The 19,216-nt window shown below is 38.7% G+C and carries 21 protein-coding genes and 1 pseudogene; 19 read left to right on the top strand and 3 right to left on the bottom strand.

What is annotated here, in order from left to right; translation table 11 throughout:
- The first annotated feature begins 7 nt into the window (after nucleotides 1–7).
- The 14 genes from msrA (at nucleotide 8) to LMOATCC19117_RS09455 (ending at nucleotide 11,484) form a co-directional block, all read left to right on the top strand.
- A complete protein-coding gene (gene msrA, locus LMOATCC19117_RS09520; protein ID WP_003728282.1) occupies nucleotides 8–541 on the top strand; it encodes a peptide-methionine (S)-S-oxide reductase MsrA in 534 nt (177 codons plus the stop codon).
- A 6-nt stretch (nucleotides 542–547) separates the two neighbouring features.
- Nucleotides 548–985 carry a peptide-methionine (R)-S-oxide reductase MsrB gene (msrB, locus tag LMOATCC19117_RS09515; protein WP_003725815.1) on the top strand — a complete coding sequence of 146 codons (438 nt, stop codon included), beginning with the start codon at nucleotides 548–550 and terminating at the stop codon, nucleotides 983–985.
- An 82-nt stretch (nucleotides 986–1,067) separates the two neighbouring features.
- Nucleotides 1,068–1,973: a Gfo/Idh/MocA family protein gene (locus LMOATCC19117_RS09510; RefSeq protein ID WP_003734433.1), complete on the top strand. Its 906-nt coding sequence runs from the start codon at nucleotides 1,068–1,070 to the stop codon at nucleotides 1,971–1,973.
- A gap of 62 nt (nucleotides 1,974–2,035) precedes the next feature.
- Entirely contained in the window at nucleotides 2,036–2,269 is a 234-nt protein-coding gene (locus LMOATCC19117_RS09505; RefSeq protein ID WP_003720177.1) for a YozE family protein, read from the top strand.
- Between the two features lie 11 nt (nucleotides 2,270–2,280).
- Complete coding sequence (gene deoD / locus LMOATCC19117_RS09500) at nucleotides 2,281–2,982, top strand: purine-nucleoside phosphorylase (protein ID WP_003723411.1); 702 nt, start codon at nucleotides 2,281–2,283, stop codon at nucleotides 2,980–2,982.
- A gap of 57 nt (nucleotides 2,983–3,039) precedes the next feature.
- Entirely contained in the window at nucleotides 3,040–3,864 is an 825-nt protein-coding gene (locus LMOATCC19117_RS09495) for a M15 family metallopeptidase (RefSeq protein ID WP_003725812.1), read from the top strand.
- 124 nt (nucleotides 3,865–3,988) lie between these two features.
- Complete coding sequence (gene csoR, locus LMOATCC19117_RS09490; RefSeq protein ID WP_003723408.1) at nucleotides 3,989–4,282, top strand: copper-sensing transcriptional repressor CsoR; 294 nt, start codon at nucleotides 3,989–3,991, stop codon at nucleotides 4,280–4,282.
- A gap of 14 nt (nucleotides 4,283–4,296) precedes the next feature.
- Complete coding sequence (locus LMOATCC19117_RS09485) at nucleotides 4,297–6,510, top strand: heavy metal translocating P-type ATPase (protein ID WP_003730836.1); 2,214 nt, start codon at nucleotides 4,297–4,299, stop codon at nucleotides 6,508–6,510.
- A 12-nt stretch (nucleotides 6,511–6,522) separates the two neighbouring features.
- A complete protein-coding gene (copZ, locus tag LMOATCC19117_RS09480; protein WP_003725809.1) occupies nucleotides 6,523–6,729 on the top strand; it encodes a copper chaperone CopZ in 207 nt (68 codons plus the stop codon).
- A 154-nt stretch (nucleotides 6,730–6,883) separates the two neighbouring features.
- Nucleotides 6,884–8,374 carry a S41 family peptidase gene (locus LMOATCC19117_RS09475; protein WP_003728284.1) on the top strand — a complete coding sequence of 497 codons (1,491 nt, stop codon included), beginning with the start codon at nucleotides 6,884–6,886 and terminating at the stop codon, nucleotides 8,372–8,374.
- Between the two features lie 36 nt (nucleotides 8,375–8,410).
- Nucleotides 8,411–8,827, top strand: coding sequence for a MarR family winged helix-turn-helix transcriptional regulator (locus LMOATCC19117_RS09470; protein WP_003725807.1), 417 nt, complete (start codon nucleotides 8,411–8,413; stop codon nucleotides 8,825–8,827).
- 159 nt (nucleotides 8,828–8,986) lie between these two features.
- On the top strand, nucleotides 8,987–9,709 hold the full coding sequence (locus LMOATCC19117_RS09465) for a metal ABC transporter ATP-binding protein (protein ID WP_003725806.1): 723 nt from the start codon (nucleotides 8,987–8,989) through the stop codon (nucleotides 9,707–9,709).
- A gap of 3 nt (nucleotides 9,710–9,712) precedes the next feature.
- Nucleotides 9,713–10,555, top strand: coding sequence for a metal ABC transporter permease (locus LMOATCC19117_RS09460; RefSeq protein ID WP_003734435.1), 843 nt, complete (start codon nucleotides 9,713–9,715; stop codon nucleotides 10,553–10,555).
- A complete protein-coding gene (locus LMOATCC19117_RS09455; RefSeq protein WP_003728287.1) occupies nucleotides 10,552–11,484 on the top strand; it encodes a metal ABC transporter substrate-binding protein in 933 nt (310 codons plus the stop codon). The genes LMOATCC19117_RS09460 and LMOATCC19117_RS09455 overlap by 4 nt, the downstream gene beginning before the upstream one ends.
- 15 nt (nucleotides 11,485–11,499) lie before the next feature.
- On the opposite strand, the gene LMOATCC19117_RS09450 is transcribed toward LMOATCC19117_RS09455, so the two are convergent.
- Nucleotides 11,500–12,870, bottom strand: a complete 1,371-nt coding sequence (locus LMOATCC19117_RS09450) for an MATE family efflux transporter (RefSeq protein WP_003726604.1) — start codon at nucleotides 12,868–12,870, stop codon at nucleotides 11,500–11,502.
- A gap of 173 nt (nucleotides 12,871–13,043) precedes the next feature.
- Between LMOATCC19117_RS09450 and LMOATCC19117_RS09445 the strand changes: the two genes are divergently transcribed.
- The 3 genes from LMOATCC19117_RS09445 to LMOATCC19117_RS09435 all read left to right on the top strand — a co-directional run bounded on the left by LMOATCC19117_RS09445 (nucleotide 13,044) and on the right by LMOATCC19117_RS09435 (nucleotide 15,784).
- Nucleotides 13,044–14,327, top strand: a complete 1,284-nt coding sequence (locus LMOATCC19117_RS09445) for an NCS2 family permease (RefSeq protein ID WP_003726603.1) — start codon at nucleotides 13,044–13,046, stop codon at nucleotides 14,325–14,327.
- An 81-nt stretch (nucleotides 14,328–14,408) separates the two neighbouring features.
- Nucleotides 14,409–14,873, top strand: coding sequence for a signal peptidase II (gene lspA / locus LMOATCC19117_RS09440; RefSeq protein WP_003726602.1), 465 nt, complete (start codon nucleotides 14,409–14,411; stop codon nucleotides 14,871–14,873).
- A complete protein-coding gene (locus tag LMOATCC19117_RS09435) occupies nucleotides 14,873–15,784 on the top strand; it encodes an RluA family pseudouridine synthase (protein ID WP_003726601.1) in 912 nt (303 codons plus the stop codon). Before lspA ends, LMOATCC19117_RS09435 begins: the two co-directional genes overlap by 1 nt.
- A gap of 17 nt (nucleotides 15,785–15,801) precedes the next feature.
- Here the strand turns inward: LMOATCC19117_RS09435 and LMOATCC19117_RS09430 are convergent.
- Nucleotides 15,802–16,626 (bottom strand): annotated as a pseudogene (locus LMOATCC19117_RS09430) (STAS domain-containing protein).
- A gap of 87 nt (nucleotides 16,627–16,713) precedes the next feature.
- Complete coding sequence (locus tag LMOATCC19117_RS09425) at nucleotides 16,714–16,944, bottom strand: hypothetical protein (RefSeq protein ID WP_003728289.1); 231 nt, start codon at nucleotides 16,942–16,944, stop codon at nucleotides 16,714–16,716.
- A gap of 231 nt (nucleotides 16,945–17,175) precedes the next feature.
- Between LMOATCC19117_RS09425 and pyrR the strand changes: the two genes are divergently transcribed.
- Both pyrR and LMOATCC19117_RS09415 read left to right on the top strand, forming a co-directional pair.
- Nucleotides 17,176–17,727: a bifunctional pyr operon transcriptional regulator/uracil phosphoribosyltransferase PyrR gene (pyrR, locus tag LMOATCC19117_RS09420; RefSeq protein ID WP_003726598.1), complete on the top strand. Its 552-nt coding sequence runs from the start codon at nucleotides 17,176–17,178 to the stop codon at nucleotides 17,725–17,727.
- 128 nt (nucleotides 17,728–17,855) lie between these two features.
- Nucleotides 17,856–19,142, top strand: a complete 1,287-nt coding sequence (locus tag LMOATCC19117_RS09415; RefSeq protein WP_003725671.1) for a solute carrier family 23 protein — start codon at nucleotides 17,856–17,858, stop codon at nucleotides 19,140–19,142.
- The last annotated feature ends 74 nt before the right edge of the window (nucleotides 19,143–19,216 follow it).

The following is a 19,216-nucleotide window of genomic DNA, read 5'->3' as shown; positions in this document are numbered from 1 at the left end:
CATTTTTATGACAAAAGAATCACTTGAAAAAGCAACATTTGCTGGAGGATGCTTTTGGTGTATGGTAAAACCTTTTGACACGCAACCAGGAATTGAAAAAGTTATTTCAGGTTATACGGGTGGTCATACGGTTAATCCAACCTATAAAGAAGTTTGCAGCGGGACAACAGGACATACAGAAGCAATCCAAATCACATTTGATCCGGCAGTTTTTCCATATGAGAAATTAGTCGAAGTATATTGGCAACAAACTGATCCGACTGATGCGGCAGGCCAATTTGTTGACCGTGGTGATTCGTATCGACCAGTTATTTTTTACCACAATGAAGAGCAAAAAGAAATTGCTGAAAAATCAAAAGCAGCCCTTGATGCGAGTGGTAGATTTAAAAAGCCGATTGTCACAGAAATTGCCAAAGCAGAAACATTTTATCCTGCTGAAGAATATCATCAAGATTTTTACAAGAAAGAAAAAGCGCACTATGAGGGATATCAAGTTGCTTCAGGTCGTGCTGCATTCATAGATGCCAACTGGAAAGGGTGAAATCAAATGGATGAAAGTAAAAAGAACGAGCGCCTTCAACAACTAACAGATATACAATATAATGTGACCCAAAAAGCGGGTACCGAACGCCCATTTCAAAATGAATTTTATGATAATGAGGCAAAAGGCATTTATGTAGATATCGTTTCAGGAAAGCCGCTTTTTTCATCCAATGACCAGTACGATGCTGGCTGTGGTTGGCCGAGCTTTACTAAGCCTATTGATGAAGCAGAAGTTATTGAACATCGAGATTTGACCCATGGTATGATTCGGACGGAAGTGAAATCTGCTGATGCTGATTCCCATTTAGGGCATGTTTTTCCAGATGGACCACAAGATAAGGGTGGACTTCGCTACTGCATTAACTCCGCAGCGCTCAGATTCATACCTGTGGATAAGTTAGAAGAAGAAGGCTACCAAGCATATAAGAAAATCTTTGAATAAACACATGATGCCAGAAAATGAAATGCGTAGAATAATATCGCGAAATCATTCTCTGGCATTGTTGTGATAAGGAGCGATACACATGTTAAAAATAGCGGTAGTAGGGCTTGGCGGCATTGCACAAAAAGCATATTTGCCAGTTTTTGCTGAAATGGAAAATATCGAGGTACATCTTTACACGAGGGATGCGCAGAAATTAAAGCATTTAAGTGAGAAATATCGTTTTGATCATTATCATCAAAGTATTCATTCTATGATTGAGTCTGGCGTGAATGCAGCGTTTGTTCATTCATCTACAGCAAGCCACCCAGAAGTAATCCGGACTTTTCTAGCAAATCATATTCCAGTTTATGTGGATAAACCAATTGCCGACAATTTATCCGAAGTAGAAGAATTAACACGCCTAGCTGAAGAACAAAATACGATACTTATGACTGGCTTTAATCGCCGTTACGCGCCAAAATATCAAGAATTAAAAGCCTTAACAGATACCAACATGATTATTATGCAAAAAAATCGCGCGGCGCAACCGGGTGAGGCTCGTACATTTATTTATGACGATTTTATTCATGTCATTGATACCGTGCGTTTTTTACTAGATGCCCAAATAGAACAGTTACATGTCGTTCCGGTATGGCAAGAGAACCTTCTAGCAAGTATAACGGTACAAATTACAGCGGGAGGTAAAGTGGCAACGGCGATTATGAACCGAGATAGCGGCGTGAACGAAGAACGATTAGCAGTGATGACCCCGAGCGCCAAATATGAAGTAGAAAATGTTACGGAAACGCATATTTATGAAGGGACAACAGAGCGGTTTGAGCGTTTTGGAGATTGGGAAACGACGCTTTACAAAAGAGGTTTTGTATCTATCATCCAAGCCTTCTTAACGGCCGTGCGAAATGGGGAAAAAGCACCAATTTCCAAAGAAGATGCCTTAGAAACACATCGACTTGCAGAAGAAATTCTACGTAAAATCGAAAATTAACTTTATTTTTTTCAGGAAATCAACTATAGTTAAAGCATAAAAAGAGCGGAGTGTGTTGTACGTTGGGAAGATCATTTTATCATTTTTTAATGACATATCGGGACCCGAAGCTAACAGATCAGAAAACGGAATTTGCCAACAATGCATACCGAGATCATAGTTTTCCAAAGCAAACAAGAAACTACCATATTCTTTGTGATTATCTGGAGTTTAATGCGCCGTATTTACCGGGAATGTCTATTTTTGATGAACTTTGGGATGCTTATTTGCTAGATGAAGAGAAAAACAAACACTAGGAGGAAAAAAGATGAGCGTACATATCGAAGCAAAACAAGGGGAAATTGCAGAAACTATTTTATTACCAGGAGATCCATTGAGAGCAAAATATATTGCGGAAACATTTTTGGAAGATGTCGTTTTATTCAACCAAGTGCGAGGCATGTTAGGATTTACTGGTACATACAAAGGCGAAAAAGTTTCTGTTATGGGAACTGGTATGGGAATTCCATCTATTTCGATTTATGTAAATGAATTAATTCAAAGCTATGATGTGAAAAACTTGATTCGCGTTGGTACTATGGGCGGCATTCAAGCGGATGTAAAAGTACGTGATGTTGTCATTGCACAAGCGGCATCAACGGATTCGCAAATTAATCGCAATACTTTTGCTGGCGTAGATTTTGCACCAGTAGCTGATTTTTCTCTTCTAAAAAAAGCGTATGATGCAGGTATCGAAAAAGGATTATCGCTTAAAGTTGGGAATGTTTTTTCTGCAGACCGTTTTTATAATGATCAACTAGACAAACAACAATTAGCAGACTATGGTGTGCTTGGAATTGAAATGGAAGCAGCGGCACTTTATACGTTAGCACAAAAATATGGTCGTCGTGCTTTAGCTATTTTAACTGTAAGTGACCATATTTTCACTGGGGAAGAAACATCCGCGGAAGAGCGCCAAACTACTTTCAATGATATGATTGTTGTAGCACTTGAAGCAGCAATAAAATAATTTTAATTACTAACTTAGAATTAGACTTAATGTATACAGGAAGGTTGATAAACAGATATGAGTTCTTTATTAACAATTGCTTTAGCTGTTAGCATCAGTTGTGTCCACACAGTGGAAGATCAATATTTTGGTGGCACAAATGCTGATTCCATCGCTAAAGTGGAGCAAAAATCGTCAGGCAATCAAACACTTGCGGAATTAGAAAAAGATCCACTTTATCCATACATTGATAAACAAAATAAATTAACAGAAAAAGATGGTATAAAGTATATTGAAAATGAGGAAAATATGTTGGTTTTAGCTAACAAAGATTATTCATTGCAACCAACATATACCCCCCCTGACTTGGTTCGTCCAAATGTTACATTCTCTTTTGGCAGCCAACAAGTCGAAAAAGCACAGCTAAGAAAAGAAGCAGCAACTGCATTAGAAGAAATGTTCGTAGCTGCGAACAAAGATGGTAAGAAACTATTCGCCGTATCTGGTTATCGATCGTACAAACGCCAGCAAGAAGTCTTCCAAGCAGAAGTAAATGCGAAAGGTGACCAAAAAGCGAGAGAAGCAGTAGCGTATCCAGGTACTAGCGAACATCAAACTGGTTTAGCGATGGATATCTCATCAGAAAACCAATCATATGAACTCACAGAAGCATTCGGAACAACTCCTGAAGGCAAATGGTTGCAAGAAAATGCCCACAATTATGGTTTTATCTTGCGTTATATGAAAGGGCGAGAAGCTATCACGAAGTATCAATATGAATCTTGGCATTATCGTTATGTTGGTAAGGATGCGGCAACGATTATTTACGAAAACAACTGGACTTTAGAAGAATTTTTTGAACATGTTAAGGCACTTCAAAAGAAAGTAGATGCCGCGAAATAACAAGATTTTGAGCCATAAACAAGCATTTGTTTATGGCTTTTTTTTTGTTCTCAGAAATTAAATGGTTGCATAAAATACCTATAGGGGGTATACTGTTAATTGTAGAAACAAAGGAGGAGAAAAAATGAAACACGATCAACCAATTGTTCCACGCAAAGAAGATGAAACGAAATTACTTCAAAATCGTTTGCGACGTATCGAAGGCCAAATCCGCGGTATCGCTCAAATGGTCGAGGATGATAGATATTGTACAGACATTTTAGTTCAAATTTCAGCAGCGAATAAAGCGCTCAAAAATGTTGGTTTACAAGTACTAGAACATCATACAGCACACTGTGTTGTAGATGCAGCAAAAAATGGGGAAGATGACGTAATGGAGGACTTACTTAAAGCAATACGTCAATTTTCGAAAACCTGAGGGGGGTATATACGATGAGTGATAAATATGTAAGACAAGATTTAAACATTTTTGGAATGACTTGTGCGGCCTGTTCCACGAGAATTGAAAAATCGTTAAATAAAGCAGATGGTGTAGAAAAAGCGAATGTCAACTTAGTAACGGAAAATGCAGCCGTATATTATGACCCGGAAGTTACATCGACAGAAGATTTGATTAAAGTTGTTAAACATGCGGGTTATGACGCGGCGGAAAAAATGTCTAAAGAAGAAAAAGATGCTGTGTTAGAAAAGAATTTCAAAAAAGAAGTGAGACGTTTTATTCTTTCGGCGGTTCTTTCCTTACCATTACTTCTTACCATGGTGACACATATTCCGTACATTCATGAAATGGTGTTTGCGGAAACGATTGGTAACTGGATTAATCCAACCATCCAATTAGTACTCGCAACGATTGTTCAGTTTTATATTGGTTGGCGGTTTTATGATGGGGCTTATAAAGCGCTTCGAGGTAAAAGTGCAAATATGGATGTATTAGTCGCACTTGGGACTTCTGCTGCTTATTTCTATAGTGTAGTGGAATACATTCGTCACATGATTGATCCGAGCGTGATGCCGCATTACTACTTTGAAACAAGTGCTGTGTTAATCACCTTAATCTTGTTAGGTAAATTACTTGAATCATACGCAACATCGAGAACAACCGAATCTATTGCTGGTTTACTTGAATTACAAGCAAAAGAAGCGACCGTTATTCGAGAAGGAAAAGAATGGTTAGTGCCAGTAGATTCATTGAAAATTGGCGATATTATCCTTGTTCGTCCGGGTGAAAAAGTTCCGATGGATGCCGAAATTATTTCTGGTGAAACGAGTATTGATGAAGCGATGATTACTGGGGAACCTGTACCAGTAGAGAAGAAACCAGGCGATTCTGTTATTGGCGCAACGATTAACTTTGACGGGGCTTTCCAAGCAAAAATTACGAAACGAATGGAAGAAACCGTTTTAGAATCCATTATTCGTTTGGTGGAAGAAGCGCAAGGTATTAAAGCGCCAATTCAACGTTTGGCAGATAGAATTTCCGGCATATTTGTACCAATTGTACTTGGGATTGCTGCTGTAACCTTTATTATTTGGTATCTTGTTACTGGAACGGTGGATGGTTCACTTGAAGCTGCGATTGCGGTATTAGTTATCGCCTGTCCCTGTGCGCTTGGTCTTGCAACGCCAACCGCTATCATGGCTGGAACTGGTAAAGGCGCCGAAAGTGGGATATTATTTAAAGGTGGCGAACATTTAGAACGTACTTCTAAAGTGGATACTATCGTTTTTGACAAAACTGGTACTTTAACAGAAGGTAAACTAGAAGTGAGTGATAAAAAAGCAGCCAATGATCACTTTTTCCCTTATTTATTCTTAATGGAACAACAATCAGAGCATCCGATTGCGAAAGCGATTATTAAGATGTTAGAGCCAGAGAATATAGATGCTTCCGCAGTGAAACAAGGGAAAATCCGCGCGAAAGCTGGGCACGGCATGACCGGTAATCTGGATGATAGTAAAGTGGAACTAGGTGCTTACCGCTATGTTTCTTCCCTTACAACGATTCCAAAAGAAGATGATGAATTAATCGAAAGTTGGATGCATGCAGGAAAAACAGTCGTAGCAATGGCAATTGATGGTGTATACGCAGGTGCCCTCGCTTTATCTGACACACCACGACCAGAAGCAAAAGAAGCTATCCAAAAACTAAAAGCACAAGGTATTAAAACAGCAATTTGTTCTGGGGACCAATCTGTTGTCGTAGAAAATATGGCTAAAGATTTAGGTATTGATATGTTCTTTGCCGAACAACTACCAAATGATAAGAGCGCCTTAGTCGAGAAATTACAGCAAGACGGTCATATCGTTGCATTCGTTGGTGATGGCATTAATGATGCTCCAGCTCTTGCGGCAAGTGATATTGGGATTAGTATCGGTACTGGAACTGACATTGCGATTGAAACAGGAGATGTAACACTTGTAAGTCATCGTTTAACACTCATTCCAGAAACAATCGAACTTTCCAAAGCAACCATGCGAAACATCCGTCAAAACTTTTTCTGGGCGCTAGCATATAACTGTGCGGGTATTCCAATTGCGGCACTAGGCTTACTTGCCCCTTGGGTAGCAGGACTTGCGATGGCATTTAGTTCCGTTTCTGTTGTCACAAACGCACTTCGCTTAAAAAGATATAAATTTAAATCATAGGAGGAATTTAACATGGAAAAATTAACATTAAATGTAGAAGGTATGACTTGTTCTCACTGCGAGGCTCGCGTAACAAAAGCTTTATCAGAAGTTAATGGCGTGAAAAGTGCAGTAGTATCACTTGATGAAGGAACAGCTACTGTTGAGTTTGAAAAAGGACAAGTGACAGAAGATGCGTTAATTGATGCTGTGGAAGAAGCAGGTTATGAAGTAGCTTAATTTAAAAGCGAAAAGGAGGATTCTGTCCAGAATCCTCCTTTTTTGTGTAGCATGAAAAAAAGATACCAAAATGAATGGAAAACTGGTAAAATAAATGAGTTAAATAAAATGTGCTATTACTAGCCACATTTTACATAGAAAGTGGTGAAGAAAGATGGAAGAATCCCCACAAAACGAACCAAATAACGTGGAGAAAGACGAAGAACAAAAAGCAAAACCCGGCAATGGTTATATAAAAATGAAGTTATTCCCATTTATAATGCTACTATTCGCTTTTGTTTTTGTGACGGCATTAGTGACTACAATCGTAATGTCTTTAGGGGATGACAAGCAAGTAAAAGTGAGCATTCCAGAACGAAAAGAATTTACCAAGCTCTACGATGTATACGACGAAATTACAAGCAAATATTATAAAGATACAAAATCTACAACGATGATAGATGGAGCAATAAATGGTATGGTCAATTCATTAGATGATCCTTATTCCACATTTATGTCGAAAAAAGAATCTTCAGAGTTTAACGATACAATTTCTGCTAGTTTTGAAGGTATTGGTGCGGAGATTCAAGAAAAAGATGGGGCTATTGTAATAGTTTCGCCAATCAAAAACTCTCCAGCCGAAAAAGCTGGTTTACGGCCACAAGATATTATTACACAAGTAGATGGGAAGTCTGTTAAAGGCGATACAGCAACAGAAGCAACACAAAAAATCCGTGGTGAAAAAGGCACCAAAGTAACCCTGACCATTCAACGTTCCAACGAAGATAAACCATTTGATGTCACGATTACTCGTGATGAAATTCCAATCGAAACGGTGTACAAAGAAATGGGCAGTGACAAAATTGCGCACGTCACCATTAGTACATTTTCAGAAACAACCTATGATGAGCTTGAAAAGGCATTGAAATCCCTTGAAAAAGATGGCATGAAGGGCCTTGTTCTTGACCTGCGAGGAAATCCTGGTGGGTTACTTGATCAAGCAGTTTCGATTTCTAGCCTCTTTGTTCCCGATGGCAAAATTGTTGTACAAGAGCAGGACAAAGACGGTGATAAATCAGCCATTAAAGCGGATAGTAGCTCACATGGAGATTATAAAGTAAAAGTACCAACCACTATGTTAATAGATGGTGGTAGTGCAAGTGCTTCAGAAATCCTTGCTGCTGCAGCAAAAGAATCTGGTGGCATTAAACTTGTCGGCACGAAATCATTTGGTAAAGGTACGGTCCAAACGGCAACAACTTTATCTGATGACTCCACGCTTAAATTAACTGTCGCAAAATGGTTAACACCTAATAGCGAATGGATTCATGAAAAAGGTATTACGCCAGATGTAGTTGTGAACATGCCAGATTATGCAACTATGACTATCCCGTCTTCCACCAAAGTCTACAAAAATGGCGATTTCGGTGATGATGTTAAAACCATTGAAACATTGCTAAAAGCACTAGATTACAATGTTGGGAAAGTAGATGGCTTATACGATACAGACACAGAATATGCTGTTCAAAGATTCCAAGCAGCAAATAAATTAGATGTGACAGGAATTATGACAGGTGTAACAACCGATAAATTAGTCGAATTAACACAAAAACATCTAAAAGAAACAGATCCACAACTACAAAAAGCAAAAGCCTTGGTGAAGTAAACGTACGACTTTTTTGAAAAACTGGAGGTAGCGAAAATGGAAACATACTTAGAAATTGAAACATTGATTAAGCGGATTTTTAATAGTTTTCGTCATGAAGTAGAGGCAGTACTCGACAAAAGGTTAAGTGGTAGCGAGTATCGGGTCTTGAGCTTGATTTCAAGTGGACTTACGAAAACATCAGAATTAGCTAAAACGCTTGATGTTTCAGCCAGTCACATCACAGCCATTACGGATACTTTAGTCGAAGAAAAGTTTATTACACGACATCGTTCAGAAGTAGACCGCCGAATTATTGAACTGAAATTAACCCCAAATGCCGAGGAATTTGTCAAAGAAATTGATAAAAAGAAAAAAGAAATGATTGTAAAACGTTTTGCTGTTTTTTCTGAGTATGAACAAGCAGAATTCCGCAAACTGCTCAAAAAATTAGCAGACGGATCAATTAAATAATAATAGTGAAAATCCTGTAGTTTAATCGACTACGGGATTTTTTTGAACATTTTACTTTACAAGAAAAAGATTCTCCGTTATACTTTGAACTAAAGTTGCTCTGGGGAAACATTTTTAGTTATGTGTAAAAATTAGTCTTGTGGGAAAAGGGTGGTTTAGATGGAAATTCAAGGTTTAACAATAGCGTATAAACAAAAGGTGGCAATTGATAATGTCACACTTCAAATAGCATCAGGAAAACTAACGGGTATTGTTGGTCCAAATGGAGCAGGTAAATCAACCTTATTAAAAGGAATGATGGGACTAATTCCGCGTGAACAAGGGCAGGTCACATTGGCTGACAAACCACTTACATATTGGAGAAAGAAAATCGCATACGTACCGCAACGGAGTGAAGTAGATTTAACTTTCCCAATTACCGTTTTTGATATGGTGTTGCTCGGAACGTATCCGGCGCTCGGATTAATTAAGCGTCCCGGAAAAAAAGAGAAACAACTCGCATTAGATGCGTTAGAACAAGTAGAAATGACAGGCTTTATGAAAAGACAAATAGGAGAGCTATCTGGCGGCCAACTGCAACGTGTTTTTATCGCACGAGCACTTGCCCAACATGCGGAAATTTTCTTTTTAGATGAGCCATTTGCAGGTATTGATATGACGAGTGAAGCGCTGATTATGCGCCTGTTAAAAAAGCTAAGAGATAATGGGAAAACGATTGTCGTGGTCCATCATGATTTTCATAAAGTGGCTGCTTACTTCGACGATATCATTTTACTTAATAAGAAGTTAGTCGCGCACGGTCCAGTGGAGCAAACATTTACAGAAGAGAAAATTCAATTTGCTTACGGTGACGCACCGGTGGCATTTGCGACGGGGGTGTAATAGATGTTGTTTTTAGAAGGATTAATGCAGTATAGTTTTTTACAAAAGGCACTTATTACTTCTGTGACAGTTGGCATTGTTTCAGGTGTTATTGGTAGTTTTATTATTTTACGAGGTATGTCGCTTATGGGAGATGCGATTTCTCATGCGGTGTTACCAGGAGTAGCGATTTCTTATATGATGGGTATGAACTTCTTTATTGGTGCAGCTACATTTGGCATTGCAGCGGCACTTGGAATCGGTTTTGTTAATCAAAAAAGTCGGATAAAAAATGATACAGCGATTGGTATTGTGTTTAGCGCTTTTTTCGCACTAGGTATTATTTTAATATCCTTTGCGAAAAGTAGTACGGATTTGTATCATATTTTATTTGGAAATGTGCTTGCGGTGCGGAGTTCGGATATGTGGATGACGATTATTATTGCCATTATCGTGATTTCATTAGTAGCCCTATTTTACAAAGAGTTTCTAGTTAGTTCATTTGATCCAGTGATGGCAGAAGCATATGGTCTCAATGTGAAATTCTTGCATTACTTCTTGATGTTACTTTTAACACTTGTAACGGTTTCCGCTTTGCAAACGGTTGGAATCATTTTAGTTGTGGCGATGTTAATTACGCCAGCTGCAACAGCTTATCTGCTTACGAATAAATTATCCAAAATGATTGTTTTAGCTTCTACATTTGGAGCAGTGAGTGCGATTATCGGACTTTACTTTAGTTACATTTTCAACTTAGCATCTGGTGCGGCGATGGTTTTAGTTGCGACGATTATTTTCTTTATTGCCTTTTTATTCGCACCGAAACAAGGTTTGCTATTTTTTAAAAAAAGGGAGGTTATCGAATGAAAAAAATAATAGTTGTAGCTCTTTTCGCATTAGTAGTTGTGCTTGCGGGGTGTTCCAGTCAAAATAGCGATTCGAAAAAAACAGACGGCAAATTAAATGTCGTAGCCACCTATTCGATATTAGCAGATATTGTAAAAAATGTAGGCGGGGATAAAATTGAACTGCATAGTATTGTGCCTGTTGGCGTTGATCCACATGAATATGATCCCTTGCCAGCCAACATTCAAAGTGCTGCGGATGCTGATTTAATCTTTTACAATGGATTGAATTTGGAAACAGGGAATGGTTGGTTTGATCGTATGTTAGAAACGGCGGATAAATCAAGAGACGACAAGGAGCAAGTGGTGGAGTTAAGTAAAGGTGTAAAACCCAAATACTTAACGGAAAAAGGCAAGACGTCTGAAACAGATCCACATGCATGGCTTGATCTTCATAACGGAATTATCTATACTGAAAATGTTCGTGATGCACTTGTAAAAGCGGATCCAGACAATGCGGATTTTTATAAAGAGAATGCGAAAAAATATATCAACAAATTAGCTACTCTGGATAAAGAAGCAAAACAAAAATTTGCAGATTTGCCAGAAAATCAAAAAACATTAGTAACTAGCGAAGGTGCCTTTAAATATTTTGCAGCTCGCTACGGATTAAAAGCAGCATATATTTGGGAGATAAATACAGAAAGTCAAGGTACTCCAGACCAAATGAAACAAATTGTCGGTATCGTGGAAAAAGAAAAAGTACCTAATTTATTTGTCGAAACAAGCGTAGATCCACGTAGTATGGAAAGTGTATCTAAAGAAACAGGCGTACCAATTTTTGCAAAAATCTTCACGGACTCCACTGCTAAAAAAGGTGAAGTGGGCGACACGTATTTAGAAATGATGCGGTACAATTTAGATAAAATTCATGATGGTTTAGCCAAATAAAAAAAGACGCAGAGATTAACTCGAAATCTCTGCGTCTTTTGTGTTGAAAGAAAGTTTTTGCTCCGTTTTACGAACCCGAATGGATAAAATAAATGCGGCGACAAACAGGCCAGTACTTAACCCTATCCAGTAACCGAATGGGCCAAGATTCGTAAACGATAAACCGTAGCCTACTGGAAGCCCAATCAACCAATAAGAAATAAAGGCAACAATCGAGGTGACCGTAACATCTTTATATCCTCTAAGTGCCCCGAGAACTGGCGACAGGACAGCATCCGCAAATTGAAACAATATCGCGTAAACTAAGAAATGCATGATTAAATTGCTCAAAGCGGGATCGTTCGTATAAAAACCAGCAATAATATCGCGGAAGAAAAATAGGATTGCACCATTTACACAACCAATGAAAATCGCAGCAGCCATACCAATATGACGATACTGTTTGGCATCTTTTAAGCGTTTTGCCCCTGTCTCGTACCCGCCAAGAATGGTCAACGTAGAAGCAACACTAAGCGGGAAAGCATAGAGCAGTGTGCAGACACTATTTGCGGATTGATGTGCCGCAATTGTCTCCGTCCCAAAGGCTCCCATTAAAATGGTTACCGCTGAGAAAATACTCGTTTCAAATAAAATTGTCAAACCATTTGGAACGCCAATGCCGATGATCTCTTTTATCTTAGAAAAACGAAGTGCCGTAAGCCCTTTGAAAATACCAAATTTTCGTAATCTAGTTTGTGTTTGAATCAAAATAACACTAACTAAAACAACGAGCCAATACGTAATCCCTGTCGCGTAACCACTACCAGCTCCACCCATTTCCGGAAAACCAAAGTTTCCAAAAATAAAGCAGTAATTTAAAAAGATATTAAATGGAACGGTACAAAGTGTAATGAGCATCGTTACCCTAGTTAAACCAAGCGAATCAATAAAAGAACGCAAAATCGCGGAAATAAAGAAAGCCGGGATTCCGATACAAATGCCATTTAAGAAATGACGAGCAATCCCCGCGACTTCTGCCGTAACGGGCATGTGTGTCAAAATCGTTGGAACGACCAAAAAATTAATAAGAATTAAAATAAAAGCTAAAAATAAAGCAATATATAGACCGTTATGCACCGTGTTTTTGACTTGTTTTTCTTTCTTCGCTCCGATTAATTGGGCGATGATTGGCGTGATGGCCATCAGTAACCCAGAAAAAGCAGCATTTACTGGAGCCCAGAACGAACTCCCAATTGCTACACCAGCCAGTGCCTGATTTGAATAATTTCCGCTCATCGTCGTATCGAAAAATGTCATAGAGAAAAGCGTGAGTTGCGTAATGACAATCGGTGTGAATATCGTTAAAAATTGTTTCCATTTTGCCCCATATGTGACTGTTTTTTGCAAGTAATCATCTCCTTTTTGCATCCATTCAGATTATAGCATAAATAAGGCGTTCTGGCGGCGTAACAAAAAACTTTTCCTTTCGTATATGTACTATCTTTGTTATAATAAAGTTCTGTGGCAGGGGCAATACTCTGCGGGTTGGGAGAGGGACAATTTCATAATGAGGAAAAAGTATGCAGAAATTTTTCAACAAAGTATTTCGGCTGAACGAGCATAAAACCAATTTCCGGACCGAATTTTTGGCTGGTATGATTGGCTTTTTTACGGTGGCATATATTATTGTCGTCAATAGCTCGATTTTAGCGGAGGCTGGAGTTCCTTATCAAGGAGCAGTCCTTGCGACGATTTTTATTTCGGCGTTAGGTTGTTTGATTATGGGATTTTGGGCAAATGCACCGCTTATTCTAATGCCTGGGATGGGGATTAATGCGCTGTTTGCGTATACCCTTGTTCAAGGAATGGGACTAAGTTGGCAGGTTGCACTCGCTGCTGTTACGATGAGTGGCTTACTATTTATGATTCTTGCGTTTACACCACTTGCAGGAAAACTAAATGAAGCTATTCCCCTAATTTTAAAACAAGCGATTACGGTTGGGTTAGGTTTATTCTTAATCTTCCTAGGGCTTGAGAAGGGCGGAATCGTCACGCGCGGGAAACATGCTATTATTGCCGTTGGAGATTTAGGCGATCCATTCGTATTAGCAACACTTGTAACACTACTATTAACGATGATTCTAGTTATTCGAAAAATTCCAGGCGCTTTCTTATGGAGTTTAATAATCGGGACAGTCGTTGGTGTGATGTTTGGTGTTGCCGGGAAAGCTGGAGGTGCTTCGATAAGCGTTGCACCGTGGAGTGATGTACTCTTTAAAGCTGATTTTTCCGGAATGGCGAGCGTTGGTTTTTGGAGTGCCGTCTTTACGATGACGATGGTTATTGTGTTTGAAACAGTTGGACTTACCAATGGACAAGTAAGGCAACTGAAGCAAACCGAAAAATTACCACGCATTTTAAAAGCTAGCTCACTGACAGCCTTTTTATCTGGCTTATTTGGTACAAGCCCAACGATCTCTGCACTTGAAAGTGGCTCGATGTTTGCGAGTGGAGCAAAAACTGGTTTAGCAACAATAACAACTGGTCTGTTCTTTATCGCATCCCTTTTCTTAATGCCGGTATTATCTTTTATTCCGAACAGTGCGATTGCGCCGATTTTAATTATTATCGGTATGTCGATGCTGCAAGAATTTAAAGAAATGGATTTATCGAATGCGGCAGAAACTTTTTCAGCACTACTGATTATTGTGTTAATCCCGCTGACGTATAGTATTGCAGACGGAATTGCAGCTGGTTTCATTGCGTATCCAATCCTTCGTGCTTTCACGAAAAATGAGGAACGTACTTCACCAGTCATGTATGTAATTGCAGCTTTATTTTTGCTTCAATTTATCATACAATAACAAAGAAGTGATGCGCTCTTCTTATTTTTAAAGGGGAGCGCGTACTTTTTATCTAACTGATGTGAAAAGAGGGTTCGGAAAATGTACTATTATCTAATCACCCTAGCAGTGATTGCGCTAGATCAATTAACTAAATGGATTGTTGTTCAAAATATGGAAATTGGACAGAAAATAGAAGTTATTCCTGGTTTCTTATACTGGACAAGCTACCGTAATGACGGGGCGGCTTGGAGTATTTTGGAAGGACATATGTGGTTTTTCTATCTTATTACTGTTGTTGTTATTGGAATTATAATTTATATTATGCAAAAATATGCCAAAGGAAAGCGACTATTTTCTATTAGTTTAGCGTTTATTCTAGGTGGTGCGATTGGTAATTTTATCGACCGAGTCTTGCATCAAGAAGTAGTGGATTTTGTACAGACAGTATGGGGAAATTATTACTTCCCAATCTTTAATGTGGCAGATGCCGCGCTTTCAGTTGGTGTCGTACTAATGCTCGTGTATGTTTTTGTAGACGACCGAAAAACGAAAGGAATTAAATAATGCAGAATGAAACATTGATTATAGAAGAAAGTCATGCGCGTGAACGTGTGGATAAAGTGATTGCCGAAATGATGGGAAAAAGTCGTTCAGCAATACAACTCATGCTGAAAAACGGTGATATTACGGTTAACGGAGAACTTGCGAAGCCAAATTACAAAGTACAAGTTGGCGATGAAATTCATTACGAAGTGCGTGAACCAGAAGAACTAGAAGTTTTAGCAGAAGATATTCCACTCGATATTTATTTTGAAGATAAAGATATGCTTGTTGTAAATAAACCTGAAGGAATGGTCGTTCATCCATCTGCGGGACATGCAAGTGGAACGCTCGTGAATGCTTTACTATTCCATTGTGATGATTTATCGGGAATTAACGGTAAAATCCGTCCAGGAATTGTTCACCGAATTGATAAAGATACATCTGGCTTATTAATGGTTGCTAAAAATGACCATGCCCATGAATCACTAGCCAAACAATTAAAAGACAAAACTTCGGATAGAGAATATATCGCACTTGTCCACGGTGACATTGTCCACCAAAAAGGAACAATTGAAGCGCCAATCGGTCGTGCAAAAGAAGACCGCCAAAAAATGGCAGTCGTACGCGATGGGAAAGAAGCGAGAACGCATTTTGAAGTATTAGAGCGTTTACCAGGTTACACATTAATTAATTGCAAATTAGACACTGGACGTACGCACCAAATCCGAGTTCATTTGAAATATATTGGTCATCCTTTAGCAGGAGATCCAAAATACGGACCTAAAAATACAATCAAAGGCAATGGCCAATTTCTCCATGCCGCAAAATTAGGGTTTGATCATCCGACAACGAAAGAACGAATGATGTTTGAAGCGCCACTTCCTAGTTCCTTTGAAAAAGCTTTAAAATCATTACGTCAAGAAGAATATTAAAAAAGAAGCAAGAACACCTATTTACGGGCGTTTCTTGCTTCTTTTTCTTTCATAAGTGTTTTTGTTGCTTGGCGTAAGGTTGCAAATGTTTTAATACCATGTTGTTCAGTTAAATTAACTTGAACCATCACTTTGGCAGTTTGCGGTTGCATACCTGTAATAATCGGAGTTACACCTACTAATTTAAGCGAAGAGAAGAAATACTCAATGTACTTGCCGATGTTAGGAGACTCTAACTGCACGCCAGATAAGTCGATAATTAAATAGTTCACTGGTTGCTCACAAACTTCAACAAGCGCTGTTTCAGTAAGTTATTTTGCTCGCTCATCGGTAATTCTTCCAATTAAAGGTAACAGAAAAACATTTTCGGCAATCCAAATTAGTTTGGTTGATTCTTTAATAATTTGGTTTTCTTTTTGTATAATCTTTTGTTCATTTGCACGGGTATAGCCTTCGATTAAGTTTTGCGTGAAACTACTAAATACCTGATGAAGCTTGATGCTAAATAAATATAATTCACGATAATTAGCAGATTTTGTTTTGATTTCTGATGCATAATCGAGCAAAAACTCTTCCAGTAAGCGAATATGGAATAAAATACGAGAAATTCCGAGTGAAGTAATAAACTGTGCTTTTCCAAGCTCACGCGCGAAAGCATTCATTTTTCCTAAATCTTCAGTCATTCCAATAAACAAATTTTCTAAAACAAAGCCCGTTTCATCCATTAAACGATGATCATTTTTTAATGTGAAGATATATGGATCATCCACAGATACATAATACGTTAGCCAATCTTTCACGACCATTTCTTTCTGTTGTAATAAGCTATTCATTATGCCCATTGTATTCACCTCTTAAGTCCATGTTTTTAGCTATTTCAGCATAGCACATAGAGCAGTTAAATTGGACTAATTTCTGGTAAAAGTAGACTATTTCAAGTTGTTAATATGTAGAAAATGTGAAAACTTAAAAAAATACACAAAAAAAGAATCATCTTCTTGGTGATTCTTCCGCTTCTTACTATAAAGATATCCTTTTTTCGTTTTTGTTTGTTTGGAACTTAAATCGATGAGTGCAAAGGGGCTACGCTTGATTTCAGGATTCAAATGACCTTCGCGTACGAGCTTTTGACGTTTCTTTTTTGCTTTAGATATAGCCATATGTTTGGCCTCCTTTATTTTATTATTAATAGTATAACATGTTTTTCTTTTTTTTGATTGACAAGGAGAGTTCTATCAGTTAAGATAAGTCTAATGAAATAAAGTCCTTTAACATAGTCCAGAGAGGCTAAGAAGGTGACGATAATTTGACGGGTTAATTGTATACTCGTACGCGTTCCCTTGCTTACACTGGCAGAGGGTTATTTTTTTGCACAAAAGGAGAGATTTCGGATGCAAAAACAAGTAGTTGTCATGGACGAGGCGGCAATCAAACGTGCGCTCACTCGAGTAAGTTACGAAATCATCGAGCGGAATAAAGGCACGAAGAATTTAGCGCTTGTCGGTATTAAGACGCGTGGTATCTATCTTGCAGAGCGTTTGCATAAGCGTATACTTGAAATTGAGGGTATTGATGTTCCAGTTGGAGATATTGATATTACACTTTACCGAGATGATTTATCTTTCAAAGATGATAAGACTCGCGAACCCGCTGTACATGGGACGAACATTCCATTCGATATTAATGGAAAAAAAGTCGTTCTTGTAGATGATGTGCTTTATACAGGTCGAACTGTGCGTGCCGCAATGGACGCATTAATGGATGTAGGTAGACCTGCGCAAATTCACCTTGCAGTGCTTGCTGATCGGGGCCATAGAGAGCTACCGATTAGAGCAGATTATGTAGGGAAAAACATTCCGACATCAGGAAACGAACGAGTAGAAGTTCGCCTAACCGATGTGGACAACGAAGAAGATGCGGTTATTATTAACAAAAATGAATAACAATGTAACACTTTTTTAAAAGCAGTCCTGTGAGGCTGACAAAGAGTGATTAATTTCTATAGGGGATTATTCTATACTCTTTGTCGACACAGACAAGGGGTATTTTTTATGAAGAAAGAGGGAAGAAAATGACAGAAACGACAGAAACAGTGACAAAACCAGTACTAGATATACACGAAAGACCAAGCTTCAATAAATGGATTATTCTTAGCATCCAGCACCTTTTCACCATGTTTGGCTCTACTATCTTTGTGCCAAGTGTGACAGGGTTAAGTCCGGGAGTGGCGCTTGTATCTAGCGGACTCGGGACACTTGCTTATCTAGGAATTACTCGCGGGAAAATCCCCGCATATCTAGGTTCTTCCTTTACCTTTATTGCACCAATTACTGCACTACTTGCAGCAAAATCTGGCGGAGGTCCGGGCGCAGTTATGGTCGGAACGTTCTCCGTCGGTGTAGTATATGCGATTGTTTCTCTAATTGTTTACTACGCTGGTGTTGACTGGATTCAAAAGGTTTTACCACCAATTGTTGTTGGGCCAGTAATCATGGTTATCGGTTTGTCGCTTGCTCCAAGTGCAGCAGCGATGGCGATGGGAACAAACAATGGTAAATACAGTTTAGAAACTTTGGCAGTAGCAGTAATTACGCTCCTTGCAACCATAATCGCAATGATGTTTTTCAAAGGATTTATGGGCTTGATTCCAATTTTGTTCGGCTTCACAGTCGGTTACTTAACAAGTATGGCTTTTGGGATGGTAGATTACACGTTAATCAAAAATGCCTCTTTCTTCCAAATTCCAGATTTCAGCATTCCATTTGTAAATATCGACCCAGTAATTACCGTGACGGTCATTCTAAGTATGGCGCCACTTGCGTTTGTCACAATGGCGGAACATATGGGGCATCAATTACTACTTAATCGAATTACGAATAAAAACTTCTTTAAAGACCCAGGACTTCATCGTTCCTTACTTGCAGATGGTACGGCTTCGATTATCGCATCGTTCATCGGCGGACCACCTGTAACGACTTACGGTGAAAACATTGGCGTTCTTGCAATTACAAAAGTATATAGCGTGTTTGTTATCGGAGGAGCGGCAGTTTTCGCAATCCTCTTCGGATTTATCGGTTACATCAATGCAGTTATCACCTCGGTTCCTACAGCAGTTCTAGGCGGCATTTCCCTGTTACTCTTTGGGGTTATTGCAACGAGTGGACTTCGAATGATGATTGAAAATAAAATTGATTTAAGTGTTAATCGTAATATGATTATTGCTTCGGTTGTACTAGTAGTCGGAATTGGCGGCTTATTCATTAAAGCTGGAACGTTCGAGCTATCTGGTATGGCGCTCGCGGCAGTTATTGGGATTATCTTAAACTTAGTATTACCAGCCGAGCACAGATCAGCATAACACATGACAAAAAAACCTCTGCAGACAAAAAATTTACAGAGGTTTTTCTATAAAATGAAGTAGAAAAGGTGGCG

It is taken from the genome of Listeria monocytogenes ATCC 19117, assembly GCF_000307025.1.
GTDB lineage: Bacteria > Bacillota > Bacilli > Lactobacillales > Listeriaceae > Listeria > Listeria monocytogenes_B.
Note: the sequence above shows the minus strand (reverse complement) of the source record. Positions and strands in the feature narration are given on the sequence as shown.